Below are 26,286 nucleotides of genomic sequence, written 5' to 3'. Positions count from 1 at the left end.
AAGATAGCTGGTGGCTTAATTACATATTAGTCGGCATGGCTCGCTGCTGGCTAAAGTTTGCGCTCACCCACTGCTGAAAACCGCCATGTTCCCGGAACTGTTTGCCCAGCTACCGTTTACCCCTCTTGACTGGTTGCCGATTCTGTTTGGGGTCGGTGCCGCCTATATCGTCTTCGGCATCGCCGGCTTTGGTACGGCGCTGGTGGCCGGGCCTGTGCTGATCAACTTCTTGCCGTTGTCGCAGATCATCCCTTTGCTGGTGCTGCTGGATTTCGTCGCCGCCTTCGGCAACTGGCTGCCAGCCCGCAAGGCGGTGGCGCGGCCGGAGCTGTTGCGCCTGCTGCCGTGCATGGCAGTGGGGTGTAGCCTGGGGGTGGTGTTTTTGCTCAACCTCAAGGCCGACCTGTTGCTGCTGTTGATGGGCGTATTCATCAGTGCCTACGCCCTCTACAGCCTGGCGGTGAAGGTCCGGCCGACGCAATTGGCCGCGGCCTGGTCGGTGCCGATGGGCACGGTGGGTGGTTTGTTCGGTGCCATGTTCGGCAGTGGCGGTTTCCTCTACGCCATTTACCTCAATGCCCGTCTGCTTTCCAGTGAACAGGCCCGGGCCACCCAGAGCGCGTTGATCAGTTGCAGCACCGTGGTACGCCTGAGCCTGTTCCTGATGGCCGGCGTGTATGCCGATCCGCCACTGTTGTTGCTGGCGGTGTGCTTGTTGCCAATGATGGCGACAGGCGTGTGGTTGGGCCGGCGCCTGACCCTGAACATGTCGCGGGACACCTTCGTGCGCTTGGTGACCTGGCTGGTGCTGGCCAGCGGCATCGCCCTCATCGCACGTTACCTGAGTGAGGTAAACTGGCAGTTTTGAGCATGTTTGGCTGCCGTCATGATTACCCAGAGCATCATTGTCCCGAAGATCTCCACCGTTCCCGTGCATGAGCCGCGTGCGCGGGCGATCCTGCGCTGGCTGGTGCGCGAGAAGATCATCGAGGAGCAATTGAGCACCTGCGGCAGCACCGGCAACCGCATGGCCTATGCCATTGCCGAAGGCGCGCGCAAGGTGGTCGAGCGTCCCGAACTGCTGCCGTTCGGGCAGGCGGTCAATGGCCTGGAGGTGGTGACCAAGCGCTGCATCTACACCCCGGTCGAGGGCTTTCTCGAAGAGGCCGGCTGCGCCGAATGCCGCCAGGAAGTGGGGGTGGCCCTGTTCGAAAGCCTGGAGGAGTGGATGCCCGGGCAGACTGACAACTTCACCTGCCCGTTGTGCGGCCATGAAGACGACATCAATGGCTTTCTGTTCCTGCAGCCCTGCGCCTTTTCCAACCTGGGATTCATCTTCAACAACTGGGGCGCGGCAGGATTTCGCCAGGCATTTCTCGATGACTTCGCCGACTGGCTGGATCAGCCGGTGGCCGTGGTGCAGGTAACGCGCGAAGGCAACTGACCGAAGGCCCATCTTTGCATTGAGCGAAGGGCTCTGGATGAGTATAATGGCGCGCTTCCATTTTTCCCGCCCGGGAGCCCCCGCGATGCTGCGTATCAGCCAAGAAGCCCTGACCTTCGACGACATTCTCCTAGTGCCTGGTTATTCCGAGGTACTGCCCAATGAAGTCAGTCTCAAGACCCGTTTGACCCGTGGCATCGAGCTGAACATTCCGTTGGTTTCCGCCGCCATGGATACCGTGACCGAAGCCCGCCTGGCCATCGCCATGGCCCAGGAAGGCGGCATCGGCATCATCCACAAGAACATGACCATCGAGCAGCAGGCTGCCGAGGTCCGCAAGGTCAAGAAGTTCGAGGCCGGCGTGGTCAAGGACCCGATCACCATCGAGGCCGACGCCACCGTGCGTGACCTGTTCGAGCTGACCCGCCTGAACAATATCTCCGGCGTTCCGGTGCTGCACGACGGCGACCTGGTCGGCATCGTCACCTCCCGCGACGTCCGCTTCGAAAACCGTCTGGACGCCACCGTGCGTGAAGTGATGACGCCAAAAGAGCGTCTGGTCACCGTTCGCGAAGGCGCCGACAAGAACGAAGTCCGCGAGCTGCTGCACAAGCATCGCCTGGAAAAAGTCCTGATCGTCGACGACAAGTTCAACCTCAAGGGAATGATGACCGTCAAGGACATCGAAAAAGCCAAGGCCTACCCGCTGGCCAGCAAGGACGACCAGGGTCGTCTGCGCGTCGGTGCCGCTGTCGGTACCGGCAAAGACACCGGTGACCGTGTTGCCGCCCTGGTCGCTGCCGGCGTTGACGTGGTTGTCGTCGACACCGCCCACGGTCACTCCAAGGGCGTGATCGATCGCGTTCGCTGGGTCAAGGAAAACTTCCCGCAGGTTCAGGTCATCGGTGGCAACATCGCCACTGGCGCTGCCGCCAAGGCCCTGGCTGAAGCTGGCGCCGACGCCGTCAAGGTCGGTATCGGCCCAGGCTCGATCTGCACCACCCGTATCGTCGCCGGTGTCGGTGTGCCGCAGATCAGCGCCATCGCCAACGTCGCCGCTGCCCTCGAAGGCACTGGCATCCCGCTGATCGCCGACGGTGGCATCCGTTTCTCCGGTGACCTGTCCAAGGCCATCGTTGCCGGTGCCTCGGCCGTGATGATGGGTTCGATGTTCGCCGGTACCGAAGAAGCCCCGGGCGAAATCGAACTGTTCCAGGGTCGTTCCTACAAGGCTTACCGCGGCATGGGCTCGCTGGGCGCCATGTCCCAGGCCCAGGGTTCCTCGGACCGCTACTTCCAGGACTCCTCGGCCGGTGCCGAGAAGCTGGTACCGGAAGGTATCGAAGGTCGCGTGCCGTACAAGGGCACCCTGACCGCGATCATCCACCAGCTGATGGGCGGCCTGCGTTCCTCGATGGGCTACACCGGCAGCGCCAACATCGAAGAGATGCGCACCAAGCCCGAGTTCGTGCGCATCACCGGTGCCGGCATGGCCGAGTCCCACGTGCATGACGTACAGATCACCAAGGAAGCGCCAAACTACCGCGTAGGTTGATGCTTCAGGCAACACTTGCTAGCGGGGCTGTTATCGACAGCCCCGCGTCGTTTCCGATTACCACTGACGAGATTGAGTCATGGCCCTCGACATTCACGCTCACCGAATCCTGATTCTCGACTTCGGCTCCCAGTACACCCAGCTGATCGCCCGCCGCGTGCGCGAAATCGGCGTGTACTGCGAGCTGCACCCGTTCGACATGGACGATGAAGCGATCCGCGCCTTCAACCCGCGCGGCATCATCCTCGCCGGCGGCCCCGAGTCGGTCCACGAAGCCAACAGCCCGCGCGCCCCGCAGGCCGTGTTCGACCTGAAGGTCCCGGTGCTGGGCATCTGCTACGGCATGCAGACCATGGCCGAGCAGATGGGCGGCAAGGTCGAAGGTTCCGACCTGCGCGAGTTCGGCTACGCCCGTGTCGACGTGGTCGGCAAGAGCCGCCTGCTCGACGGCATCGAAGATCATGTCGACGATGACGGCGTACTGGGCCTGGACGTGTGGATGAGCCACGGCGACAAGGTCACCCAGATGCCGGACAGCTTCAACGTCCTGGCCAGCACCCCGAGCTGCCCGATCGCCGGCATGTACGACGACGCCCTGGGTTACTACGGCGTGCAGTTCCATCCGGAAGTGACCCACACCAAGCAGGGCGGTCGCATCCTCTCGCGCTTCGTCCAGGACATCTGCGGCTGCGAAGCCCTGTGGACCCCGTCGAACATCGTCGAAGACGCCATCGCCCAGGTGCGTGAGCAAGTCGGTTCGGCCAACGTTCTGCTGGGCCTGTCCGGCGGCGTCGACTCCTCGGTGGTTGCCGCGCTGCTGCACCGCGCCATCGGCGACCAGCTGACCTGCGTGTTCGTCGACAACGGCCTGCTGCGCCTGCACGAAGGCGACCAGGTGATGGCCATGTTCAAGGAGAACATGGGCGTCAAGGTGATCCGCGCCGACGCCGAGAAGCTGTTCCTCGACAACCTGGCCGGTGAGTCCGACCCTGAGAAGAAGCGCAAGATCATCGGTCGCACCTTCATCGACGTATTCGATGCCGAGGCCGGCAAGCTGGACAACATCCAGTTCCTCGCCCAGGGCACCATCTACCCGGACGTGATCGAGTCGGCCGGCGCCAAGAGCGGCAAGGCCCACGTGATCAAGTCGCACCACAACGTCGGCGGCCTGCCGGAGGAAATGAACCTCAAGCTGGTCGAGCCACTGCGTGAGCTGTTCAAGGACGAAGTGCGCAAGATCGGCCTGGAGCTGGGCCTGCCGTACGACATGGTCTACCGTCACCCGTTCCCGGGCCCGGGCCTGGGCGTGCGCATCCTCGGTGAAGTGAAGAAGGAATACGCCGACCTGCTGCGTCGCGCCGACCACATCTTCATCGAAGAACTGCGCAAGGCCGACTGGTACCACAAGACCAGCCAGGCGTTCGTGGTGTTCCAGCCGGTCAAGTCGGTCGGTGTCGTTGGCGATGGCCGTCGCTACGCCTGGGTTGTTGCCCTGCGCGCGGTCGAGACCGTGGACTTCATGACCGCTCGCTGGGCACACCTGCCGTACGAGCTGCTGGAGACCGTCAGCGGCCGGATCATCAACGAGATCGAAGGCATCTCCCGCGTCACCTACGACGTGTCGAGCAAGCCGCCAGCGACCATCGAGTGGGAATGATCCCCAGCTAGGTCCACAACGCCATACCCGAAAGGGTATGGCGTTTTTTTTGGCAGTAACTATCTAACACCCGGTCGTCGTACAGGATTGCACAGTGGCGCTTCCTCACTGCAATGGAAGCAACCGTCATGAATGACAACCCCCCGTATACCGTCCTGCGCGACACCTTGTCCGCCATCGCCTCCCGCGTGGTGCAGGCATTCCCCGACCTGCACGTCGAAGCCCGTGCTACCGCCGTGCACCTGTTGGAGGAGGAAGGCGTTTCGTCGGGCGACCCTGACCGGATCTACTGGCACCGCTTCTCTGGCGCCGCCAGTAACAGCCGCAGCTACAGCGGCTGGGAACATTTCGGCGTTCCGGATCAGTCCATGACCCTGACTGAGCTTGTGATGCGCCGCTTTCGCGCCAGCGATCAGGACAATGCCGACCTGCTGGGCCTGTATGGCGGCTTCTACACCGATGGGCCCGAAGCGCGCCGGTACGATGAGCACAATGAAGTGCGCCTGGAGCCTCGACGGGTCCTGGACAGGCTGTGGGCACTGGATTTTGCAGCGGGCTTTCATCGACGTCAGTCATCGTTCTGGCAGGAGCACGGGGTTGAAGTGCGCATCCTGGCCAAGCTCAGTTATGTGTCCGAGGCGCTGCAGGCGGGTTTGAGCGGGCAGCTGGATGAGCAGCAGTTGCGCCTGGCACTCGATGCGGTTGACTTCGACAGCTCGGTGCAGCCATTGCTGGAGCATTTCAAGCAGGTGTCCCCGCCGCAAGCCGGTATCCGCATCTGCGCGCTGAGCCTGGGCGGGCAGCGCTCGTCTGACGTGCTCTGGTTGAAGGGGCGGGGCGGTCTGCAGCTGCTCTATCTGCCCGGTTGTGTACCGTCATTCCAGGGCTTTGACAGTGAGCGGGCGGTGATCGAGTGGCTGTTCGGCTGGTTGCAGGTGCCATCGAGCAGTGAGCAGTTGCTGGCGCATTTCACCGCAGAGCCGGAGTTCCTGGCGAAAATGCGCAGCGAGCTGCGCAACTGGGCGCAGGGCAGTGTCGACGCCTTTGCGCGACAGGTGCAGAGCCTACTGATCGAGGAAGAGGTGTTCACCTGGCTGTGCGACAGCGCCCGGCAGCGAATGGGGATCGAGTCCGATGCGGCATTGCGTACCAATGCCGAGTTGCGCACGCAGATGTGGATCGGCTACCTGGGGGTGGCAACCCGTCTGCTCGGTGCGCTGGCCCCGTTGTGCTGGCCGCTGGCGGTGCTGCCCGTGGTGACGGGGAGCGCCGGCCTTGCGTTGAGCATCGAGCAGGCAATTGATGGCGACAATGCCCAGGAGCGCCACGCCGGGGTGCTCGGTGCCATCCTTTCCGGTGTCGAGCTGGTGCTCAATTTGCCGTTTCTGTTGCCGCTGGGGCGCAGTGCGGCGCAAAGCCTGGATGCGCTTGAAGGTAATGCAATTGTCAATGTGCTACCGGCTCAGGACGGTGCGCTACGTGGCATCAGTACACTGGCCGATGGCGGGCAGTATGTCGAAATCGGCAGGCTGCCGTATCGAGTGCGTTACGACAGTGCGCTGCAGACCTGGTTGATCGTGCCCCAGGACAACCCTTTCGCATTTTCCGGCGTGGTGCCCATCGCGCTTGATGACGATGGGCAGTGGGTCGTGCTGGAGTCGCTCTGCCTCAGGGGCGGCGGTCAGTGTCTGGGCGGCGTTTCGCCTGCCGGGCCGGCCGAGGTGCTGGATTACTCGGCGTTCGAGGTGCCGATGGGCAGCTATGAAGTCCCGCCCGCCAGCCGTCCCGCCATACGCGAGTTGCTCAAGGCCAGTAACAAGCGCCTGCTCAGCGGTGATTACTACATGCCCGGAACGCCACTGGAGCAGGTGAAGGACAGCCTTGACCTTATCCGTTTACGCTTGCGCTACGATGCGCGCGCGTTTTTCGCCGCTCCGCCAACGTTGCCATTGCGCACCGTGGAGGTTCCGACAGCCGGTGTTTCTTCGCAGCGAGCGTTCATACAGCTGTTCGATGAGCATCCCGGGGTGGTGATCGGTGAGTCGCATTCGTCCATCGCCAGCAAGCAGTGGCTGATGAACAACTTCAAGCCACTGTATGACAAGGGGGTGCGGACCCTCTACCTCGAACACCTGATGACCGACCTGCATCAGGCCGACCTGGATCTGTTCTCGCGCACCGGGCGGATGAGCCGCCCGCTGCAGCGTTATCTGGAAGCACTCGACGCCGGGCACGGGACCGACATTACCGGTCGCTACAGTTTTCTGGAGCTGGTCAGAAAGGCCCGGGCCAGCCGCATTACCGTACAGGGCATCGACTGTGTGGCCAGCTACCGGCTGGACGGACTGGAGCAGCCGGGTCATCTGCTGCGCCAGAAGGTGATGAGTTTCTACGCCAATCGGATCATTGCGGCCAGACAGTCGGCTCAGCCTGCGGACAAATGGGTAGCCCTGGTGGGCAACTCCCATAGCAATCTGTTCAAGGGCGTGCCGGGCATCGCCGAGTTGCAAGGCGTGCCCGGGCTGCGCGTGGTCGATGCAGGGCCGGGACAAGCGACCAATATCACCGTCGATCCGGGGGAGTATTTCCTGCCCTCGGCGGGCAAGCCCGATGGCGTGGTGCGGGCCGATTTGCGTCTGGCGTTGCAGACCCGGCAAACGGCAGCGGAGTTCCTCGACCCGGCCACCGCGCCGCCTGGTGTGGTTCGCCCCAGGGGCTAGGGCAGGCCCTGCGGCAACTTTTCACCTGCAGGTGATCGTATTCGCCCTTAATTGCCGGCACCTGGTCAGGCTTGTCCTGGACAGCCTCTGCGGTAGGAGCGGGCTGGCCCCGCGATGCGAGCAGCTGATAGCTCACAATCGCGGGGCCAGCCCGCTCCTACCCATTACCAGCCCAGCTGCTTGTTGAACGACAACGCATCGTAGTAATCATGCTGCGAGGCGATCTTGCCGTCCTTCAGCTTGATGAAGCTGACCCCCTTGAATGACAGCGGCTTGTTGGTCGCGGGTGTCTCCGGTGCCCAGGCGCCGGTGTTGTGCCCGTCGAACTGCCACTCGAAGGCGATGTTGTCGCCGTCGATGATCGGTTGGCCAACCATTTGCCATTTCAGGTCAGGCACGGCATCGATAAAGAGCTTGATGACCTCGACCCTGGCTGCCTCCCTGCCGACTTTGGGCACGCCTACGGAGGCGTCCAGAAACTCCCCGTTCTCGGCAAAATGCTGTGCCGCAGCATCGGGGTCGTGTTTGTTCCAGGCGCTCATGTAGGCGTTGATGACCTCAAGGGTCTTGTCTTTGTCCGCTGCCACCGAGAACTGGGCAAACAACAGAAAGGCCAGGATGCTGACAAGGCGAAGCGATATACGGTGCATGGTATTTCCTCTTCGATTGTTGCTGTTGTTGGAGAGACTCAAAGCGGTTTTGCCCAGGTGCACTGGCCTATCTCGGCGTCGGCAGTTCAACCAGCGACCAGTCGATCGACAGCGGTTCGAGCTTGTGTACCTTGGCAGCGGCCGGGCGGCTGGCCATGTTGCCGACGAACCAGTTGGCGGAATTGGCAGCGACGATGCGGCCTTCGCCGTTGATGATGAACGCTTCGTTCTTCATGCGTAGCAGGCAGCGGGTGAGCACTGGATCGAACTCATGCAGGGCAATATCCGCCGCCGCGACGCCGACAAAATGCCCGCCGACGAGGATCGGCACGGAGAAGGCCAGTATGTAGAGCTCGGTGCCGTAGAGGTCGACGAACGGCCCTTCGACCGATGGCTGGAGCGTCAGCTTGGGACGGGTGAACCAGGGCATGCCCTGGTAGTTGTAGAAGCTTTCGCTCTGGCGGTTGAAGTTCAGCGTCATCGGCGCGATCTTTCCGCTGGCCGGGCGGTAGAACCATTGAAGGAACAGCTCTTGATCGGCGAGCTCGCCCGGTTCCAGCACCACGCCGGTGCCGTTGATGTAAGTGTCGTTGGTTGACAGCCGCTCTTCGATAGTTGCCTGCAGGAACGCCAGGTCCCTGGAGGTCGGCTTCCTGCGTTCGACGGCAAGCGCGTCCCAGACCGTCACCACGTGTTCGGCCAAGGTGTCGAGTTGCTCGAACACCGTGCTGAATACCTCTTCGAGCCGCTGGGTACACTGACGGCGCTCTTCGTTCAGTTCTGTGGTGATCATGACAATCTGCTCTCTTGCAGCCCAAGCAACTGGAAGCGCAAATCCATCAGGCGCTTGATGCCTTCTTTGACATGGGCTTCTGTCAGTGCGCTGGCCAGGTTGGATTCGCCAGCCATCACTGCCTGGAGTATGGCCCGGTGCTCGGCAATGGCCGTGTTTTTCTGCGCGTCGTTGGTGGAGATCCAATGCAGCTCGCCTATTTCAGACTGCAGCCGCACTTCGGCGTGGGTCAAACGCACCGACTGGGCGGCGACGGCGATCTCGATGTGGAATCGCGCATCGGCCCGTCGCAGTTCGCTGCGTGTCGTGGCCTCCTGGAGTGCCGTGACGAAGTGCTCCAGGCGTTGGTGATGGACGCTGGACGAGCGACTGGCCGCCAGGCCTGCGGCGGTAGCTGAAATCGCGACATGCTCGTCGCACAGCTCGCGCAGCTCCAGCGAACTCATGTTGCTTAGCCTGAGCTTGAGAAAATCATCGGATACTTCCACGGGGGCGCAGACGAAACTGCCGCCATTTCTTCCGCGCTTGGTGGCGACAACGCCGCGCTGGCGCAGAATCGCCAGGGCATCGCGCAGGGTTACGGTGGCCACGCCGAAACGGCTCGCCAGCTCGCTTTCACTGGGCAATTGTTCGCCCTCACTGATCAGGCCGAGACCGATGACCTCCAGCAGCCGGCGTGCCACTTCCTCGGGCTTGCCCTCCTGGCTGACCTGTAGCAGGGAAAGGCGGTTCACTTTATTCGGTTGAGTCATCCTGTCCGTCGCAAAAGATATGGAACCAAGGTTCTTTTAGTCATATCCCGCCTGGTGTGCAACAAAAATGCCGATCACAGCCAAGATGCAGTCGAAAAAATGTCGTTTTTAGATAAAAACGACCCCGGGTTTGGCAGTTTGTCGAGCATAAGATACGGTTTCATATGTTTAATAAAAGCCTGGCTTCGGGGGCACCGGGAGCGCTGACAGGCACTGGCATCGACACAGAGGAATGGCACCGTCATGACGAATCCAACGCTTGGCACCTGGGAAGCTCGCGCACAGGCACTGAAGATAGAAGGGCGTGCGTTTATCGGTGGGGACTATACCCACGCCATCGAGGGAGAAACCTTCGATTGTATGAGTCCGGTCGATGGCCGACTGCTGGCCAAGGTCGCCAGCTGCTCGGCTGCAGACGCCAATCGCGCCGTTGCGGTGGCGCGTGCCACATTCGATTCCGGTGTCTGGTCGCGCATGGCGCCGGCGGACAGAAAGCAGGTCATGGTGCGTTTCGGCGACTTGCTGCAAGCCAATGCCGACGAGCTGGCGCTGCTGGAAACCCTGGACATGGGCAAGCCGATCAGCGACTCGCTGGCCGTTGACGTTCCCGGCGCGGCCCAGGCGCTGAGCTGGAGCGGTGAAGCCATCGACAAGATCTACGATGAGGTGGCGGCTACTGCCCACGATCAGCTGGGGCTGGTGACCCGCGAGCCGGTCGGCGTCGTCGCCGCTATCGTGCCGTGGAACTTCCCGTTGATGATGGCGTGCTGGAAGCTCGGCCCGGCCCTGGCTACCGGTAACTCGGTGATCCTCAAGCCGTCGGAAAAATCGCCGCTGACCGCAATCCGTATCGCCCAGCTGGCGATCGAAGCCGGTATCCCGGCCGGTGTGCTCAACGTGCTGCCAGGCTATGGCCATACCGTCGGCAAGGCCCTGGCCCTGCACATGGACGTCGATACCCTGGTGTTCACCGGCTCGACCAGGATCGCCAAGCAACTGCTGGTCTACGCTGGCGAATCGAACATGAAACGCGTCTGGCTGGAAGCCGGCGGCAAGAGCCCGAACATCGTCTTCGCCGATGCGCCGGACCTGAACGCCGCCGCCGAAGCCGCCGCCGGCGCCATTGCCTTCAACCAGGGCGAAGTCTGCACCGCCGGTTCGCGCCTGCTGGTCGAGCGCTCGATCAAGGACAGGTTCCTGCCGCTGGTGGTCGAGGCCCTCAAGGGTTGGAAGCCCGGCAACCCGCTGGACCCGGACACCAATGTCGGTGCGCTGGTCGACACCCAGCAGATGAACACCGTGCTGTCTTACATCGAGTCCGGCCGCAATGACGGCGCCACGCTGCTGGTGGGCGGCAAGCGGGTCCTGGAAGAAACCGGCGGCACCTATGTCGAGCCGACTATCTTCGACGGCGTCAGCAACGCCATGAAGATTGCCCAGGAAGAGATTTTCGGCCCGGTGCTGTCGGTAATCACCTTCGACACCGCCGAGGAAGCCATCAGCATCGCCAACGACACACCCTATGGCCTGGCCGCTGCCGTGTGGACCGCCGATATCTCCAAGGCGCACCTGACCGCCAGGGCGCTGCGTGCCGGTAGCGTATGGATCAACCAGTACGACGGCGGTGACATGACCGCACCCTTTGGCGGCTTCAAGCAATCGGGCAACGGTCGCGACAAGTCGCTGCATGCGTTCGACAAGTACACCGAACTGAAAGCCACCTGGATCAAGTTGTAAGTCAGCAAAGCAAAAACAATAACTGCCGACAGGACATTGTCCTCAGGATAACAACATGAACAGCTCCGAATTCACCGCGGTGGACAGCGATGCCGCCCAGCTCAAGGCGCTTGGCTATACGTCGAACTTCGAAAGAAGCATGAGCCTGTGGGAAAACTTTGCGTTGGGCTTCACCTACCTTTCGCCGGTCGTGGGCGTTTATACGCTTTTCGGTCTGTGCCTGGCGGCGGGCGGGCCGCCGATGTTCTGGTCATACTTGCTGGTCGGCTTCGGGCAGATGCTGGTCTGCCTGATTTTCTGCGAGGTGGTTTCGCAATTTCCGATCTCCGGAGGCGTCTACCCCTGGGCACGTCGCCTGGTGGGCAAGCGCTGGGCCTGGATGGTGGGCTGGATCTACTCCGTTTCGCTGTGCGTGACCATTGCTGCCGTCGCACTGGGGGCCGGCCCCTACATCGCGGCCATGCTGGGTTTCGAACCGAGCCCGGTGACCAACACCTTCGTCGCACTGGCGTTGACCGTGATGGCGACTGCACTGAACCTGAGCGGGACCAAGCTGCTGGCTAAGGTCGCGATGTTCGGATTCATCTGCGAGTTGCTGGGCGCGATCGTGATCGGTGGTTACCTGCTGATCTTCGAGCGTCATCAGCCGTTCTCGGTGCTATTCAATACCTTCGACATCCGAATCGATGGCAGTTACTGGCCGGCGTTCCTGACCGCGTCGCTGGCCGGCATGTTCCTCTACTATGGCTTCGAGGCCTGCGGTGACGTGGCTGAAGAGACGCCAAACCCGAGCAAGCGCATTCCCAAGGCCATGCGCATGACCATCTACATCGGTGGTGGTGCCGCGATCTTTGCTGCGTTGGCTCTGATCCTGGCGGTTCCGGACATTGCCAAGGTGCTGTCGGGTGAAGACAAGGACCCTATGTCGACCATCATGGGTAATGCCTTCGGGCCAACCGGATGGAAAATCGTCACGGCGGTCATCACGGTCTCCTTCGTGTCCTGCGTCCTCAGCCTGCAGGCTGCGGCCAGCCGCCTGCTGTACTCCTTTGCCCGGGATGAAATGGTCATGGGCAGCGGCCTGCTCAAGCGTCTTTCGCCCACTACCCGAGTTCCCTCTGCAGCGTTGATCACCTGCGGCGTGATCCCGGCGGCCATCGTCTGTGCGGGGTTCTACCTGGAAAATGCGATCGCAATCATCGTCAGCTTTGCGGCCATCGGCATTTACCTGTCGTTCCAGATGATCGTGGGTGGCGCGCTGTTCGCCCGGCTTCGCGGCTGGAAGCCGGCAGGTCAGTTCACCCTGGGCGGCTGGGGCTGGATCGTGAACGTTCTGGCGCTGGTCTACGGCTTGCTGGCGGTCGCCAACATGTCATGGCCGCGTACGCCGGATGCCCCTTGGTACAGCAACTACGGGATCTTGCTCACCGCCGCAGTGGTCATTGGCATCGGCCTGGTCTACATGGCCATGTTCAAGCCCTATGACAAAGGCACGGCGCCGTTTGCCGATGCCTGGAAGCTGCACAAGATCTAGTGCGTGATGCCTTCCCGGTGAAAAAGAGCAGGCAGTGATGCCTGCTCTTTTTCGTCTGCATTCGGCCAGGCCGGGTCCTGCGGCAACTCTTCACTTAATCTTTCTCAAGTGCAGGTGTATCGTATTCGCCCTTCATCGCCGGCACCTGGCCAGGTGCCGGCATGTTGTTCCTGGCAATACGAGGTACCCGCTGCATGTCCTTTACCCGGCGACAAATACTCGGAGGCCTGACCGGCCTGGTGGCAATCGGCCTGGGCGCCGGAGGCGCTGCCCGCTACTGGCTGGGGCGCCCCGACCCGAACGCCGGGCAAGACTATGTGCTGATTGCCGCACCGCTGGATGTCGAGCTGGTAGCCGGGCACAAGACCGAAGCCTGGGCCTTCGGCCCGTCTGCACCGGGTACCGAACTGCGGGTGCGCCAGGGGGAATGGTTGCGGGTGCGCTTCATCAACCAGCTGCCGGTCGAGACCACCATCCACTGGCACGGCATCCGCCTGCCGCTGGAAATGGACGGCGTGCCCTACGTGTCGCAACTGCCGGTCAAGCCGGGCGAATTCTTCGACTACAAATTCCGCGTGCCGGATGCCGGCAGCTATTGGTACCACCCCCATGTTGCCAGCTCCGAGGAGCTGGGGCGCGGCCTGGTCGGCCCGCTGATCGTCGAGGAGCGCGAGCCCACCGGCTTCAGGCATGAGCGCACCCTGAGCCTGAAAAACTGGCATGTCGACGAGCAGGGCGCCTGGATGCCGTTCAGCATCCCCCGCGAGGCGGCCCGCAACGGTACCGCCGGACGCCTGATCACCATCAACGGCCAGGCCGACTCGGTCACCGAGTTGCCGGCAGGGCAGGTGGTGCGGGTGCGCCTGTTGAACCTGGACAACACCTGGACCTACCGGTTGAACCTCAAGGGCAACTGCGAAGCAATGATCTATGCCCTCGACGGCAACCCGGTCACTCCGCGCCCGCTGGATGATGACTACTGGCTCGGCCCGGGCATGCGTATCTGCCTGGCGATCCGTATTCCCGAGGCGGGCGAAGAGCTCTCGCTGCGCGATGGTTTCGTGCGTCTGGGTACCCTGCGTTCGGTGGCCAGCAACGAGTCGCCCGGCGACTGGCCCGAGGCGCTGCCGCCCAACCCGATCGCCGAGCCGGACCTGGCCAGCGCCGAGAAGCTCAACTTCAATTTCGAATGGGTCGGCAAGGTCTCGGTGAACACCGAGAACGGCAAGCCGCCGAGCCTGTGGCAGATCAACGGTCAGGCTTGGGACATCACCGACAAGACCTGTGCCGAGCGGCCTATCGCCACGCTCAAGAAGGGCAAGAGCTACATCCTCGAGCTGAAGAACATGACCCAGTACCAGCACCCGATTCACCTGCACGGCATGAGTTTCAAGGTGATCGCCTCCAATCGGCGCAAGATCGTCGAACCCTGGTTCACCGACACCTACCTGCTGGGCAAGAACGAGCGTGCCCAGGTGGCGCTGGTGGCGGATAACCCGGGGACCTGGATGTTCCACTGCCACGTGATCGATCATATGGAAACCGGCCTGATGGCCGCGATCGAGGTGGCCTGATGCGCGCGCAGATCATCGATCGCAGCCGCGACCAGGAATTCATGCGCCAGGCCCTGGAACTGGCCGCCCAGGGCGCGGCCATGGGCGAGGTGCCGGTGGGCGCGGTGCTGGTGCAGCATGGCCAGGTCATTGGCCGGGGCTTCAATTGCCCGATCAGTGGCAGTGATCCCAGCGCCCATGCCGAAATGGTCGCGATTCGCGCCGCCGCCCAGGCCGCGAGCAATTACCGCCTGCCGGGCAGCACCCTCTACGTGACCCTGGAGCCGTGCAGCATGTGCGCAGGGCTGATCGTCCATTCGCGCATCGCCCGGGTGGTGTACGGCGCCCTGGAGCCCAAGGCGGGCATCGTGCAGAGCCAGGGGCAGTTCTTTACCCAGGGTTTTCTCAACCATCGGGTGATATTCGAAGGCGGCGTGCTGGCCGAGGAGTGCGGGACGATTCTGTCCGAGTTCTTCAAGGCGCGGCGGGCGAAGGCCTGACGTAGCTGATACCCCGTGCAGTCGATCGCAGGCTTCGCCAGCTCCCACGGGGCGGGTGGTATCAGCTTCGGTGGGAGCTGCCGCCAGGCTGCGATCGGCCGCAAAACCTGATGTGTCGGAGGTATCTGGTCTACCGAGGTGGCTGGGTTGCGACTGCTGCGCAGTCGATCGCAGGCTTCGCCAGCTCCCTCGGGGACGGGCGGTATCAGCTTCGGTGGGAGCTGCCGCCAGGCTGCGATCGGCCGTGAAACCTGATGTGTCGGAGGTATCTGGTCTACCGCGGTGATTGGGTTGCGACTGCTGTGCAGTCGATCGCAGGCTTCGCCAGCTCCCACAAGGGCGGGTGGTATCAGCTTCGGTGGGAGCTGCCGCCAGGCTGCGATCGGCCGTGAAACGGCCGTAAAACCTGATGTGTGTCGGAGGTATCTGGTCTACCGCGGTGGCTGGGTTGCGACTGCTGCGCAGTCGATCGCAGGCTTCGCCAGCTCCCACGGGGATGGGTGGTATCAGCTTCGGTGGGAGCTGCCGCCAGGCTGCGATCGGCCGTGAAACGGCCGTAAAACCTGATGTGTGTCGGAGGTATCTGGTCTACCGCGGTGGCTGGGTTGCGACTGCTGCGCAGTCGATCGCAGGCTTCGCCAGCTTCCACGGGGACGGGTGGTATCAGCTTCGGTGGGAGCTGCCGCCAGGCTGCGATCGGCCGTGAAACGGCCGTAAAACCTGATGTGTCGGAGGTATCTGGTCTACCGCGGTGGCTGGGTTGCGACTGCTGCGCAGTCGATCGCAGGCTTCGCCAGCTCCCACGGGGGCAGGGCGGGGCCTTTAGAGCTGCGGCGCTTCCGGTGGCTTGGTCTTGTTGACGCCCGGGACATGCAGGTTGCCGTCGGCGACCTGGCTGCCTTCCAGCTGTGGCTGGGTCACCCAGGTGAGGATGTCGTAGTAGCGCCGGATGTTGGCCACGAAATGCACCGGCTCACCACCGCGGGCATAGCCGTAGCGGGTCTTGCTGTACCACTGCTTCTGGGACAGGCGCGGCAGCATCTTCTTGACGTCCAGCCACTTGTTCGGGTTCAGGCCTTCTCGCTTGGCCAGCTTGCGCGCATCGTCCAGGTGGCCGCTGCCGACGTTGTAGGCGGCCAGGGCGAACCAGGTGCGGTCCGGCTCCTTGATCGAGTCGTCCAGTTCGTCCTTCACGTGCATGAAGTATTTGGCGCCGCCACGAATGCTCTGCACCGGGTCCAGGCGGTTGGAGACGCCCATGGCCTGGGCAGTGCGCTGGGTCAGCATCATCAGGCCGCGCACGCCGGTCTTGGAGGTGACTTCGGCCTGCCACATGGACTCCTGGTAGCCGATGGCCGCCAGCAGGCGCCAGTCGACCTGTTCCTTCTTGGCCGAGTCCTTGAAGTGCTTCTCGTAGCGCGGCAAACGCTGCTGCAGGTGCTGGGCGAAGGTATAGGCACCTACATAGCCCAGTACATCGACGTGGCCGTAATAGCGATCTTTCAGACGCTGCAAGGTGCCATTCTTCTGCACCTTGTCGAGAAATTCGTTGATCTCGTTGAGCAGGCTGTTGTCGTCGCCGGCGGCCACCGCCCAGCGCTGGTCACGGGCGTCGCCCAGGTCGAAGGCGACCCGCACGTTGGGGAAGTAGACCTGGTTCATCGCCAGTTCGTTGGAGTCGACCAGGGTCAGGTCGATCTGCCCTTCATCGACCATGCGCAGTAGGTCAACGACTTCCACTGCGTCGGATTCTTCGTATTCAAGGGTTGGATACTTCTTTTTAAGCTCGGCCATTTGCTCGGCATGGCTGCTGCCCTTGAGCACCATGATCTTCTTGCCGACCAGGTCCTTGGCATCGGTGGGGCGCGAGCGGCCGTTGCGGTAGATGATCTGCGGGGTCACTTCCAGGTAGGGGTGGGAAAAGCGTACCTGGGACTTTCGCTGCTCGCTGCTGACCAGGCCGGCGGCAGCCAGTACCGGGCCTGAAGGCTTGCCGAGCTGGTCGAACAGCTCGTCGAGGTTGTCTGCCGTCTCGATCTTCAGCTCCACCCCCAGGTCATCGGCAAAACGCTTGACCAGCTCGTACTCGAAGCCGGTTTCACCGTTGCGGTCCTGGAAATAGGTGGCGGGGCTGTTGCGGGTGACCACGCGCAGCACACCGTCCTCCTTGACGCGCTCCAGAGTGCCGGGTTTTTCAACGCAGGCAGCGAGCATCAGGAAGAGTCCGGTTGCGATGAGCCATCTGGCGCAGCGCTGGCGCAAAGCTGTTTGGGCGAACATAGGTTGCAGTATACGCAAAGCACCGGTCCCGCCATATCTCGACAACCGATAGCTGGTCTGCTAGCGAGCTTTGTGGCAGGGGCGGCTGGTCGAGTGGAATCGATGGTTTTTTTGACCCTCGGGTCCGGTTCGCTGCGCCGACATGCGGATGCGTCAGAATGCAGTGTTGCGGGTGCCGGAAGCGGCGGAATTAGGCTAGAATGCACGGCCTCTAAGCACACCCCCTTCCTGAGGCTGTCCCGACGATGTTGATCCTGCGCGGCGCTCCTGCCCTTTCTGCCTTTCGCCACGGTAAATTACTCGAGCAATTGAGCCAGAAAGTCCCCGCTGTTAGTGGTTTGTATGCTGAATTCGCTCATTTCGCCGAGGTTGACGGCGAACTGACCGCCGACCAACAGCAAGTGCTTGCGCGCCTGCTCAAGTACGGCCCCAGCGTTCCGGTACAGGAGCCCAGCGGTCGGCTGTTCCTGGTCCTGCCACGCTTCGGCACCATCTCGCCCTGGTCGAGCAAAGCCAGCGACATCGCCCACAACTGCGGCCTGGAGAACATCCAGCGCCTGGAGCGCGGCATCGCCTACTACGTCGCAGGCGAGCTGAGCGAGGCCGACGCCGGCCTGGTCGCGCAGATCCTGCACGACCGCATGACCCAGATCGTCCTGGGCCGCCTGGAAGACGCCGCCGGTCTGTTCAGCCACGCCCAGCCCAAGCCGATGACCTCCGTGGACATCCTCGGCGGTGGCCGCGCCGCGCTGGAGAAGGCCAACGTCGACCTGGGCCTGGCCCTGGCCGAAGACGAGATCGACTACCTGGTCGCCGCCTTCCAGAACCTTGCGCGCAACCCGAACGACATCGAGTTGATGATGTTCGCCCAGGCCAACTCCGAGCACTGCCGCCACAAGATCTTCAACGCCAGTTGGGACATCGACGGCCAGGCTCAGGAGAAGAGCCTGTTCGGCATGATCAAGAACACCTACCAGATGCACAGCGAAGGCGTGCTGTCGGCCTACAAGGACAACGCCTCGGTGATCGTCGGCAACGTTGCCGGCCGCTTCTTCCCGAACCCTGAGACCCGCCAGTACGGCGCGGTGCAGGAGCCGGTGCACATCCTGATGAAGGTCGAGACCCACAACCATCCGACCGCCATCTCGCCGTTCTCCGGCGCCTCCACCGGTTCCGGTGGCGAAATCCGTGACGAAGGCGCCACCGGTCGCGGTGCCAAGCCCAAGGCCGGCCTCACCGGCTTCACCGTATCCAACCTGCGCATCCCGGGCTTCGAACAGCCTTGGGAGAAGGCCTACGGCAAGCCGGAGCGCATCGTCAACGCCCTCGACATCATGGTCGACGGCCCACTGGGCGGCGCGGCGTTCAACAACGAATTCGGCCGTCCGGCCCTGACCGGCTACTTCCGTACCTTCGAGCAGTCGATCAACACCCCGCACGGCGAAGAAGTGCGCGGCTACCACAAGCCGATCATGCTCGCCGGCGGCCTGGGCAACATCCGTGAAGACCACGTGCAGAAGGGCGAGATCACCGTCGGCGCCAAGCTGATCGTGCTCGGCGGCCCGGCCATGCTGATCGGCCTGGGTGGCGGCGCGGCGTCGTCGGTCGCCACCGGCGCCAGCTCCGCCGACCTCGACTTCGCCTCGGTACAGCGCGAAAATCCGGAAATGGAGCGCCGTTGCCAGGAGGTCATCGACCGCTGCTGGCAGCTGGGTGACAACAACCCGATCGCCTTCATCCACGACGTCGGCGCCGGCGGCATTTCCAACGCCTTCCCGGAACTGGTCAACGACGGTGGCCGCGGTGGCCGCTTCGAGCTGCGCAACGTGCCCAACGATGAGCCGGGCATGGCGCCGCACGAGATCTGGTCCAACGAATCCCAGGAGCGCTATGTGCTGGCGGTCAGCGCCGTCGACTTCGAGCGCTTCAAGGCCATCTGCGAACGCGAGCGCTGCCCGTTCGCCGTGGTCGGCGAGGCCACCGAAGAAGCTCACCTGACCGTGACCGACAGCCACTTCAACAACACCCCGGTGGACATGCCGCTGGACGTGCTGCTGGGCAAGCCGCCGCGCATGCACCGTTCGGTTACCCGTGAAGCGGAACTGGGCGATGACTTCGACCCGGCCAGCCTGGAGCTGGGCGACTCGGTCGAGCGCGTACTGCGTCACCCGGCCGTGGCCAGCAAGAGCTTCCTGATCACCATTGGCGACCGCACCATCACCGGCCTGGTCGCCCGCGACCAGATGGTCGGCCCGTGGCAGGTACCGGTGGCCGACTGCGCCGTCACCGCCACCAGCTTCGACGTATACACCGGTGAAGCCATGGCCATGGGCGAGCGTACTCCGCTGGCCCTGCTCGACGCCCCGGCCTCCGGCCGCATGGCGATCGGCGAGACCCTGACCAACCTGGCTGCCGCCCGCATCGAGAAGCTGTCCGACATCAAGCTGTCGGCCAACTGGATGTCCGCCGCCGGTCACCCGGGTGAAGACGCCCGCCTGTACGACACCGTCAAGGCCGTCGGCATGGACCTGTGCCCGGCACTGGGCCTGACCATTCCGGTGGGCAAGGACTCCATGTCGATGAAGACCAAGTGGAGCGAGGAGGGTGCCGAGAAGAGCGTCACCGCGCCGATGTCGCTGATCGTCAGCGGCTTCGCTCCAGTGGTCGACGTACGCAAGACCCTGACCCCGCAACTGCGCATGGACAAGGGCGAGACCGACCTGATCCTGATCGACCTGGGCCGCGGCCAGAACCGCATGGGCGCCTCGATCCTCGCCCAGACCCACGGCAAGCTGGCCGCCCAGGCACCGGACGTCGACGACGCCGAAGACCTCAAGGCCTTCTTCGCAGTGATCCAGGGCCTGAACGCCGATGGCCACCTTTTGGCCTACCACGACCGTTCCGACGGCGGCCTGATGACCACCGTGCTGGAAATGGCCTTTGCCGGCCACTGCGGCCTGGAGCTGGAACTGGACACCCTGACCAGCAAGCGCGAGAAGATCGCCGCCATCCTCTTCAACGAAGAGCTGGGCGCGGTGATCCAGGTGCGCCAGGACGCTACCGGTGAAGTACTGGCACAGTTCAGCGCCGCTGGCCTGGGCGAAGACTGTGTCGCGGTGATCGGCCAGCCGATCAACAACGGCGAAGTGCTGGTCAAGTTCGAAGGCGAAGAGCTGTTCAAGGGCGAGCGTCGCCTGCTGCAGCGCCAGTGGGCCGAGACCAGCTACCAGATCCAGCGCCTGCGCGACAACGCCGACTGCGCCGACCAGGAATTCGACAACCTGCTGGAAGAAGACAACCCGGGCCTGAGCGTCAAGCTGGGCTTCGACGTCAACCAGGACATCGCCGCGCCGTACATCAAGAAGGGTGTGCGTCCGCAAGTGGCGATCCTGCGCGAGCAGGGCGTCAACGGCCAGGTGGAGATGGCCGCGGCCTTCGACCGTGCCGGCTTCAACGCCATCGACGTGCACATGAGCGATATCCTCGCCGGCCGCGTCGACCTGGAAACCTTCAAAGGCCTGGTGGCCTGCGGTGGCTTCTCCTACGGTGACGTACTGGGCGCCGGTGAAGGCTGGGCCAAGTCGGCGCTGTTCAACAGCCGTGCCCGCGATGCCTTCCAGGGCTTCTTCGAGCGTACCGACAGCTTCACCCTGGGTGTGTGCAACGGTTGCCAGATGATGTCCAACCTGCACGAGCTTATCCCGGGCACCGAGTTCTGGCCGCACTTCGTGCGCAACCGTTCCGAGCAGTTCGAAGCCCGTGTGGCCATGGTCGAAGTACAGAAGTCGAACTCGATCTTCCTGCAGGGCATGGCCGGTTCGCACATGCCGATCGCCATCGCCCACGGTGAAGGCCATGCCGAATTCGCCAGCGAAGAAGCACTGCTCGAAGCCGACCTGTCCGGTTGCGTGGCCCTGCGCTTCGTCGACAATCATGGCAAGGTCACCGAGACCTACCCGGCCAACCCGAACGGTTCGCCGCGCGGGATCACCGGCCTCACCAGCCGCGACGGTCGCGTCACCATCATGATGCCGCACCCTGAGCGGGTCTTCCGTGCCGTGCAGAACTCCTGGCGTCCGGATGACTGGAACGAAGACGGTGCGTGGATGCGCATGTTCCGCAACGCGCGGGTCTGGGTGAACTAAGGGTGTACAAGCTCGCCTTCTTCGTGCCGCCCAGCCATGTCGAAGTGGTCAAGGCCGCTGTGTTCGCCGCAGGCGGCGGACGCATCGGCGACTATGACTGCTGCGCCTGGCAGGTGCTGGGCCAGGGCCAGTTCCGCCCGCTGGACGGCAGCCAGCCGTTCATCGGGCAGGCCGGCGTGGTCGAGCAGGTCGAAGAGTGGCGGGTCGAGCTGGTGGTGGCCGACGCGCTGATCCAGGCGGTGGTCGCTGCGCTCAAGCACAGTCATCCTTACCAAACCCCGGCGTATGAGGTCTGGCAACTCGCCGACTTCTGACGTGTACAAAAAAGCCGCGACCGATCTGCATCGGTCGCGGCTTTTTTGTGGCCGTCTGGAACCTCAGGGACGGATTTCGATCATCGTGCCGTCCGGCACCATGTTCCAGACTTCGCGCATGTCGCGGTTGGTCATGGCGATGCAGCCTTCGGTCCAGTCCAGGGTGTGGAAGAACTCTTCGGGGTACTCTTCATCCAGCGGGGTGCCGTGGATCATGATCATGCCGCCGGGTTCCACGCCTTCGCGCCGTGCCCGTGCCGAGTCGCTGATGTTCGGGTAGGACACGTGCATGGCCAGGTTGTAGCGGTCGCTGACCTTGCGCCAGTCGATCCAGTAGAAGCCTTCGGGGGTGCGTTTGTCGCCTTCGCGCTGCTTGGCACCCCTGGGTTGCTTGCCCAGGGAGATGCGGTAGGTCTTGAGCGGGGCGCCGCCGCTGATCAGCTGCAGGCGTCGCTGGGACTTGACCACCAGGATCTTGTCGATCGGAATGATGGGCTCGGGTTTGAGCTGCAGAGGCGAGGGCGCCGCCTTTTCGATCGGCTTGGTGATTATGGTTTCGGTAAAGGCTGCCTGGGACACCGAAGCCACACTGAGGCAGAAAAGGGCAAACAACCAGCGCATGAAACGATATCCCTGAAAGCTTAGGTGTTGGGTGACGAGACGAGCAAGGGTGGCAGGCATTCGTTGCCAATCGGGTACTGCTGCTCGATGCGGTCACGATAATAGCATTCTAGGGTACGACTGATGGTCCTGAAAGCCAGCTCGTCCCACGGGATTTCACTTTCATCGAAAAGTCGCACTTCCAGGCTCTCGACGCCGACGGCGAAGTCCAGGTCGGCCAGTTCGGCGCGAAAGAACACATGCACCTGGTTGATGTGCGGCAGGTCGAACAACTGGTACAGGCTCATCTGCCCGACCCGGGCGCAGGCTTCCTCGACGGTTTCGCGACGAGCGGCCTGTTCCAGGGTCTCGCCGTTCTCCATGAACCCGGCCGGCAGGGTCCAGTACCCCCGGCGCGGCTCGATGGCGCGGCGGCACAGCAATACCTGGCTGCCCCAGGTCGGTAGCACGCCGGCAACGATATTGGGGTTCTGGTAATGGATGGTATGGCAGTGGTCGCAGGCATAACGCAGGCGGGTATCGCCCTCGGGAATGCGTTGAACCACCGGTTTGCCGCACGCACTGCAGAATTTCATGCTTTTATTCCTGTAGGTTGTGCCTATCTTGGCGCCAGTGTCGCCACCGCTGCAAGCAGGTTGCCGCAGGGGTTGGGCGGCCGGCGGCTTTGGTGCATCATGCACGACAGGCTTTGGAATCGAGAGAGAGCAATGCTGGACGAGCTACTTCGCCGCGTGAGCAGTCATACGCCGAGCACCCTGGAGACCGATCGTCGTTTTCCCGAGGCTGCGGTGTTATTGCCCATTACCCGCAGCGAGTCGCCCGAGCTGGTGTTGACCCTGCGCGCCAAGGGCCTGTCGACCCATGGCGGCGAGGTGGCGTTCCCGGGCGGGCGCCGCGACCCGGAAGACCCGGACCTGGTGTTCACCGCCCTGCGTGAAGCCGAAGAGGAAATCGGCCTGCCGCCCGGGCTGGTGGAGGTCATTGGTCCGCTGAGCCCGCTGATTTCGTTGCACGGTTTGAAGGTCACGCCTTTCGTCGGGCTGATTCCCGACTATGTCGAGTACCAGGCCAACGACGCCGAGATCGCTGCCGTGTTCACCGTTCCGCTGGAGTTCTTCCGCCAGGACCCGCGCGATCACACCCATCGTATCGACTACCAGGGGCGCAGCTGGTACGTGCCCAGCTACCGTTTTGGCGAGTACAAGATCTGGGGGCTGTCGGCGATCATGATCGTCGAGCTGGTCAACTTGCTTTACGATGCCAACATCAGCCTGCACCAGCCGCCTGAGCGCTTTACTCCCATTTGAGCGGGACGCCCGCCATCACCGCCGCACCGTGAGGATCCACGCATGAAATACCGTCTGGGCGACCTGCGGGTCGAAACCCATCCGCGCAGCTGGGTGGCACCCACTGCCACGCTGATTGGCAAGGTACGCCTGCAGGCCGGGGCCAATGTCTGGTTCGGCGCGGTGCTGCGCGGCGACAACGAGTTGATCGACATCGGCGAGAACAGCAACGTCCAGGACGGTACCGTGATGCACACCGACATGGGCTCGCCGCTGACCTTGGGCAAGGGCGTGACCGTCGGCCACAACGCCATGCTCCATGGTTGCACCGTGGGCGACTACAGCCTGGTCGGGATCAACGCGGTAGTCCTAAACGGCGCGCGCATCGGCAAGCATTGCATCATCGGCGCCAACGCCCTGATTCCCGAGGGCAAGGAGATTCCCGACGGCTCGCTGGTGGTGGGCTCGCCTGGCAAGGTCGTGCGCGAATTGACCGAAGCGCAGAAGAAGATGCTCGAAGCCAGCGCCGCCCATTACGTGCATAACGCCGAGCGCTATGCCCGCGATCTCGCGCCGCAGGAGGACTGATGAGCGTCAGTGAGCGTCCGGTCGCCTCGCCTTGCGTGCATATCTGCGCCCTGGACGAGGCCGACATCTGCACCGGCTGCCAGCGCAGTGCCCAGGAAATCACCCGCTGGGGCCGGATGGACAATGCCGAGCGGCGCCAGGTGTTGAAGCTGTGCCATGAGCGCGCGGTGGCGGCCGGGCTGGTTTTTGCCACGGGCAGCGTCGCCGGCTGATCGCGCCCCTTGGCCGCGGGCGGCCGCTGCAGTACCCTGTACGGCTTGCCCAGCGGTCGATTCCATGCCTTTTCTGATTGCCTACATCAGCAGCGTCGTGCTGATCAACTACGCCTTTTCCAGTGCCCCGCACCTCGATGTCATCTGGTCCGCCTGGGGCGGGCTGGTGTTCATCCTCCGTGACATGGTGCAGACCCGCTACGGCCATGGTGCGCTGGTCGCCATGCTGGTGGCCCTGGTGCTGTCCTACGTGACCTCCGAGCCGGCTATCGCCCTGGCCAGTGCCACCGCCTTTGCAGTGTCGGAGCTGATCGACTGGCTGGTCTTCAGCATCACCCGGCGTCCGCTGCACGACCGCCTGTGGTTGAGCTCGGCGCTGAGCATTCCCATCGATACCTTCATTTTCTTCGGCATGATCGGTGCGCTGACCCCGGTTGTGGTCGGCACTGCGCTGGCCTCCAAGTTCGCCGGAGTGACGGCGGTATGGCTGATCATGGCCTGGCGCTTGCGCAAGCAGGCCGTTGCCGGCTGAGGCCGGGCGGCCCGGTTCATGTAAAATGGCGCTCCTTTTCACCGGGTTGCACCGACGACGGTACGGCCCTGGATTCCTTCCCTCTGAGGACCTGAAATGACCCGTATCGGAACCCCATTGTCGCCGACCGCGACCCGCGTACTGCTGTGTGGCTGCGGCGAGCTGGGCAAGGAAGTGGTGATCGAGCTGCAACGCCTGGGCGTTGAAGTGATCGCCGTGGACCGTTACGCCAATGCCCCGGCCATGCAGGTGGCCCATCGCAGCCACGTGATCAACATGCTCGACGGCGCTGCCTTGCGTGCGGTGATCGAGGCCGAGAAGCCGCACTACATCGTGCCGGAGATCGAAGCTATCGCCACCGCCACCCTGGTCGAGCTGGAAAACGAAGGCTTCACCGTGGTGCCGACTGCGCGCGCCGCGCAGTTGACCATGAACCGCGAAGGCATCCGTCGCCTGGCCGCCGAAGAGCTGGACCTGCCCACCTCGCCGTACCACTTCGCCGATACCTTCGAAGACTACCGTGCAGCGGTTGAAGACTTGGGCTTCCCTTGCGTGGTCAAGCCGGTGATGAGCTCCTCGGGCAAGGGCCAGAGCCTGCTCAAGAGCACCGAAGACCTGCAGAAGGCCTGGGACTATGCCCAGGAGGGCGGGCGCGCCGGCAAGGGTCGGGTGATCATCGAGGGCTTCATCGATTTCGACTACGAAATCACCCTGTTGACCGTGCGTCATGTCGGTGGCACCACCTTCTGCGCGCCGGTCGGCCATCGCCAGGAGAAGGGCGACTATCAGGAATCCTGGCAACCCCAGGCCATGAGCCCGGTGGCCCTGGCTGAATCCGAGCGCGTGGCCAAGGCGGTTACCGAGGCCCTGGGTGGCCGTGGCCTGTTCGGCGTCGAGCTGTTCGTCAAAGGCGATCAGGTGTGGTTCAGCGAGGTTTCGCCGCGTCCGCACGACACCGGCCTGGTGACCCTGATCTCCCAGGACCTGTCGCAGTTCGCCCTGCATGCCCGTGCGATCCTGGGCCTGCCGATTCCACTGATTCGTCAGTTCGGTCCTTCGGCATCGGCGGTGATCCTGGTGGAAGGTCAGTCACAGCAGACCGCCTTCGCCAACCTGGGCGCGGCCCTGAGCGAGCCGGACACGGCCATTCGCCTGTTCGGCAAGCCTGAGGTCAACGGTCAGCGGCGCATGGGCGTGTGCCTGGCCCGTGACGAGTCGATCGAAGCGGCCCGGGCCAAGGCGACCCGTGCTTCCCAGGCGGTCAAGGTTGAGTTCTAAGTCCTGAGGGCCTCATCGCGGGGGGGGGCCCCCCCCCCCCCCCCACGGGGTGGGGGGGGGGGCCCCCCAGAGGATACTCTATAAAAAAGAGGGGGGGGGTTGTGAAAAAAAAACAACAAAAAACAAAAGAAACAC

The 26,286-nt window shown here is 63.2% G+C and carries 22 protein-coding genes; 16 read left to right on the top strand and 6 right to left on the bottom strand.

Going from position 1 to position 26,286, the window contains the following annotated elements; translation table 11 throughout:
• Positions 1-85: 85 nt before the first annotated feature.
• From M2D63_RS04080 to M2D63_RS04060, 5 genes are all read left to right on the top strand, one after another.
• Positions 86-868, top strand: a complete 783-nt coding sequence (locus tag M2D63_RS04080) for a sulfite exporter TauE/SafE family protein (RefSeq protein WP_285861520.1) — start codon at positions 86-88, stop codon at positions 866-868.
• An 18-nt stretch (positions 869-886) separates the two neighbouring features.
• On the top strand, positions 887-1,444 hold the full coding sequence (locus M2D63_RS04075) for a sugar ABC transporter ATPase (RefSeq protein WP_285861519.1): 558 nt from the start codon (positions 887-889) through the stop codon (positions 1,442-1,444).
• 85 nt (positions 1,445-1,529) lie between these two features.
• Complete coding sequence (gene guaB, locus M2D63_RS04070) at positions 1,530-2,999, top strand: IMP dehydrogenase (RefSeq protein WP_285861518.1); 1,470 nt, start codon at positions 1,530-1,532, stop codon at positions 2,997-2,999.
• Between the two features lie 79 nt (positions 3,000-3,078).
• A complete protein-coding gene (gene guaA / locus M2D63_RS04065; RefSeq protein ID WP_285861516.1) occupies positions 3,079-4,656 on the top strand; it encodes a glutamine-hydrolyzing GMP synthase in 1,578 nt (525 codons plus the stop codon).
• 128 nt (positions 4,657-4,784) lie between these two features.
• Positions 4,785-7,376, top strand: coding sequence for a membrane-targeted effector domain-containing toxin (locus M2D63_RS04060; RefSeq protein WP_285861515.1), 2,592 nt, complete (start codon positions 4,785-4,787; stop codon positions 7,374-7,376).
• Positions 7,377-7,540: 164 nt separating this feature from the next.
• Here the strand turns inward: M2D63_RS04060 and M2D63_RS04055 are convergent, their stop codons facing one another.
• From M2D63_RS04055 to M2D63_RS04045, 3 genes are all read right to left on the bottom strand, one after another.
• The gene (locus M2D63_RS04055; protein ID WP_285861514.1) at positions 7,541-8,026 is read right to left on the bottom strand and encodes an ester cyclase; all 486 of its coding nucleotides are present in this window, start codon (positions 8,024-8,026) and stop codon (positions 7,541-7,543) included.
• Positions 8,027-8,093: 67 nt separating this feature from the next.
• Positions 8,094-8,819: a cache domain-containing protein gene (locus M2D63_RS04050; protein ID WP_285861513.1), complete on the bottom strand. Its 726-nt coding sequence runs from the start codon at positions 8,817-8,819 to the stop codon at positions 8,094-8,096.
• Positions 8,816-9,571 (bottom strand): FadR/GntR family transcriptional regulator, encoded by a 756-nt coding sequence (locus M2D63_RS04045; RefSeq protein ID WP_285861512.1) that lies wholly within the window; start codon positions 9,569-9,571, stop codon positions 8,816-8,818. Before M2D63_RS04045 ends, M2D63_RS04050 begins: the two co-directional genes overlap by 4 nt.
• A 243-nt stretch (positions 9,572-9,814) precedes the next feature.
• Between M2D63_RS04045 and M2D63_RS04040 the strand changes: the two genes are divergently transcribed.
• From M2D63_RS04040 to tadA, 4 genes are all read left to right on the top strand, one after another.
• On the top strand, positions 9,815-11,308 hold the full coding sequence (locus tag M2D63_RS04040; protein ID WP_285861511.1) for an aldehyde dehydrogenase: 1,494 nt from the start codon (positions 9,815-9,817) through the stop codon (positions 11,306-11,308).
• 55 nt (positions 11,309-11,363) lie between these two features.
• On the top strand, positions 11,364-12,842 hold the full coding sequence (locus tag M2D63_RS04035; RefSeq protein ID WP_285861510.1) for an APC family permease: 1,479 nt from the start codon (positions 11,364-11,366) through the stop codon (positions 12,840-12,842).
• A gap of 194 nt (positions 12,843-13,036) precedes the next feature.
• Positions 13,037-14,416, top strand: coding sequence for a multicopper oxidase family protein (locus tag M2D63_RS04030; protein ID WP_285861509.1), 1,380 nt, complete (start codon positions 13,037-13,039; stop codon positions 14,414-14,416).
• Positions 14,416-14,895 (top strand): tRNA adenosine(34) deaminase TadA, encoded by a 480-nt coding sequence (gene tadA, locus M2D63_RS04025; protein WP_285861508.1) that lies wholly within the window; start codon positions 14,416-14,418, stop codon positions 14,893-14,895. Before M2D63_RS04030 ends, tadA begins: the two co-directional genes overlap by 1 nt.
• An 822-nt stretch (positions 14,896-15,717) precedes the next feature.
• Here tadA and mltF read toward each other — a convergent pair.
• On the bottom strand, positions 15,718-17,175 hold the full coding sequence (gene mltF / locus M2D63_RS04020; RefSeq protein ID WP_285861507.1) for a membrane-bound lytic murein transglycosylase MltF: 1,458 nt from the start codon (positions 17,173-17,175) through the stop codon (positions 15,718-15,720).
• 245 nt (positions 17,176-17,420) lie between these two features.
• Here mltF and purL point away from each other — a divergent pair, with 245 nt between their 5' ends.
• On the top strand, positions 17,421-21,320 hold the full coding sequence (purL, locus tag M2D63_RS04015) for a phosphoribosylformylglycinamidine synthase (protein ID WP_285861506.1): 3,900 nt from the start codon (positions 17,421-17,423) through the stop codon (positions 21,318-21,320).
• Positions 21,321-21,322: 2 nt separating this feature from the next.
• Entirely contained in the window at positions 21,323-21,634 is a 312-nt protein-coding gene (locus M2D63_RS04010) for a YqfO family protein (protein WP_285861505.1), read from the top strand.
• A gap of 63 nt (positions 21,635-21,697) precedes the next feature.
• Here M2D63_RS04010 and M2D63_RS04005 read toward each other — a convergent pair whose 3' ends face one another.
• Together M2D63_RS04005 and M2D63_RS04000 are read right to left on the bottom strand one after the other, a co-directional pair.
• The gene (locus tag M2D63_RS04005) at positions 21,698-22,255 is read right to left on the bottom strand and encodes a murein L,D-transpeptidase family protein (protein ID WP_285861504.1); all 558 of its coding nucleotides are present in this window, start codon (positions 22,253-22,255) and stop codon (positions 21,698-21,700) included.
• A 20-nt stretch (positions 22,256-22,275) separates the two neighbouring features.
• On the bottom strand, positions 22,276-22,830 hold the full coding sequence (locus M2D63_RS04000) for an NUDIX hydrolase (protein WP_285861503.1): 555 nt from the start codon (positions 22,828-22,830) through the stop codon (positions 22,276-22,278).
• Between the two features lie 132 nt (positions 22,831-22,962).
• Here M2D63_RS04000 and M2D63_RS03995 point away from each other — a divergent pair, with 132 nt between their 5' ends.
• From M2D63_RS03995 to purT, 5 genes are all read left to right on the top strand, one after another.
• Complete coding sequence (locus tag M2D63_RS03995; protein ID WP_285861502.1) at positions 22,963-23,562, top strand: CoA pyrophosphatase; 600 nt, start codon at positions 22,963-22,965, stop codon at positions 23,560-23,562.
• Positions 23,563-23,604: 42 nt separating this feature from the next.
• Positions 23,605-24,129, top strand: a complete 525-nt coding sequence (locus M2D63_RS03990; RefSeq protein ID WP_285861501.1) for a gamma carbonic anhydrase family protein — start codon at positions 23,605-23,607, stop codon at positions 24,127-24,129.
• Positions 24,129-24,341: a DUF1289 domain-containing protein gene (locus tag M2D63_RS03985; protein ID WP_285861500.1), complete on the top strand. Its 213-nt coding sequence runs from the start codon at positions 24,129-24,131 to the stop codon at positions 24,339-24,341. Before M2D63_RS03990 ends, M2D63_RS03985 begins: the two co-directional genes overlap by 1 nt.
• A gap of 64 nt (positions 24,342-24,405) precedes the next feature.
• Positions 24,406-24,873: a VUT family protein gene (locus tag M2D63_RS03980; protein ID WP_285861498.1), complete on the top strand. Its 468-nt coding sequence runs from the start codon at positions 24,406-24,408 to the stop codon at positions 24,871-24,873.
• 96 nt (positions 24,874-24,969) lie between these two features.
• A complete protein-coding gene (purT, locus tag M2D63_RS03975; RefSeq protein WP_285861497.1) occupies positions 24,970-26,151 on the top strand; it encodes a formate-dependent phosphoribosylglycinamide formyltransferase in 1,182 nt (393 codons plus the stop codon).
• Positions 26,152-26,286: the final 135 nt, after the last annotated feature.

The sequence above is a fragment of the Pseudomonas sp. BJa5 genome (assembly GCF_030272875.2).
Classification (GTDB): domain Bacteria; phylum Pseudomonadota; class Gammaproteobacteria; order Pseudomonadales; family Pseudomonadaceae; genus Aquipseudomonas.
The sequence above is the reverse complement of the archived record's forward strand: the minus strand, read 5'-3'. Positions and strand labels throughout refer to the sequence as shown.

Excerpts from the sequence above, each read along its gene's own strand:
- M2D63_RS04080 (WP_285861520.1), top strand. The coding sequence starts at position 86 with ATGTTCCCGGAACTGTTTGCCCAGCTACCGTTTACCCCTCTTGACTGG.
- M2D63_RS04075 (WP_285861519.1), top strand. The coding sequence starts at position 887 with ATGATTACCCAGAGCATCATTGTCCCGAAGATCTCCACCGTTCCCGTG.
- guaB (WP_285861518.1), top strand. The coding sequence starts at position 1,530 with ATGCTGCGTATCAGCCAAGAAGCCCTGACCTTCGACGACATTCTCCTA.
- guaA (WP_285861516.1), top strand. The coding sequence starts at position 3,079 with ATGGCCCTCGACATTCACGCTCACCGAATCCTGATTCTCGACTTCGGC.
- M2D63_RS04060 (WP_285861515.1), top strand. The coding sequence starts at position 4,785 with ATGAATGACAACCCCCCGTATACCGTCCTGCGCGACACCTTGTCCGCC.
- M2D63_RS04055 (WP_285861514.1), bottom strand. The coding sequence starts at position 8,026 with ATGCACCGTATATCGCTTCGCCTTGTCAGCATCCTGGCCTTTCTGTTG.
- M2D63_RS04050 (WP_285861513.1), bottom strand. The coding sequence starts at position 8,819 with ATGATCACCACAGAACTGAACGAAGAGCGCCGTCAGTGTACCCAGCGG.
- M2D63_RS04045 (WP_285861512.1), bottom strand. The coding sequence starts at position 9,571 with ATGACTCAACCGAATAAAGTGAACCGCCTTTCCCTGCTACAGGTCAGC.
- M2D63_RS04040 (WP_285861511.1), top strand. The coding sequence starts at position 9,815 with ATGACGAATCCAACGCTTGGCACCTGGGAAGCTCGCGCACAGGCACTG.
- M2D63_RS04035 (WP_285861510.1), top strand. The coding sequence starts at position 11,364 with ATGAACAGCTCCGAATTCACCGCGGTGGACAGCGATGCCGCCCAGCTC.
- M2D63_RS04030 (WP_285861509.1), top strand. The coding sequence starts at position 13,037 with ATGTCCTTTACCCGGCGACAAATACTCGGAGGCCTGACCGGCCTGGTG.
- tadA (WP_285861508.1), top strand. The coding sequence starts at position 14,416 with ATGCGCGCGCAGATCATCGATCGCAGCCGCGACCAGGAATTCATGCGC.
- mltF (WP_285861507.1), bottom strand. The coding sequence starts at position 17,175 with ATGTTCGCCCAAACAGCTTTGCGCCAGCGCTGCGCCAGATGGCTCATC.
- purL (WP_285861506.1), top strand. The coding sequence starts at position 17,421 with ATGTTGATCCTGCGCGGCGCTCCTGCCCTTTCTGCCTTTCGCCACGGT.
- M2D63_RS04005 (WP_285861504.1), bottom strand. The coding sequence starts at position 22,255 with ATGCGCTGGTTGTTTGCCCTTTTCTGCCTCAGTGTGGCTTCGGTGTCC.
- M2D63_RS04000 (WP_285861503.1), bottom strand. The coding sequence starts at position 22,830 with ATGAAATTCTGCAGTGCGTGCGGCAAACCGGTGGTTCAACGCATTCCC.
- M2D63_RS03995 (WP_285861502.1), top strand. The coding sequence starts at position 22,963 with ATGCTGGACGAGCTACTTCGCCGCGTGAGCAGTCATACGCCGAGCACC.
- M2D63_RS03990 (WP_285861501.1), top strand. The coding sequence starts at position 23,605 with ATGAAATACCGTCTGGGCGACCTGCGGGTCGAAACCCATCCGCGCAGC.
- M2D63_RS03985 (WP_285861500.1), top strand. The coding sequence starts at position 24,129 with ATGAGCGTCAGTGAGCGTCCGGTCGCCTCGCCTTGCGTGCATATCTGC.
- M2D63_RS03980 (WP_285861498.1), top strand. The coding sequence starts at position 24,406 with ATGCCTTTTCTGATTGCCTACATCAGCAGCGTCGTGCTGATCAACTAC.
- purT (WP_285861497.1), top strand. The coding sequence starts at position 24,970 with ATGACCCGTATCGGAACCCCATTGTCGCCGACCGCGACCCGCGTACTG.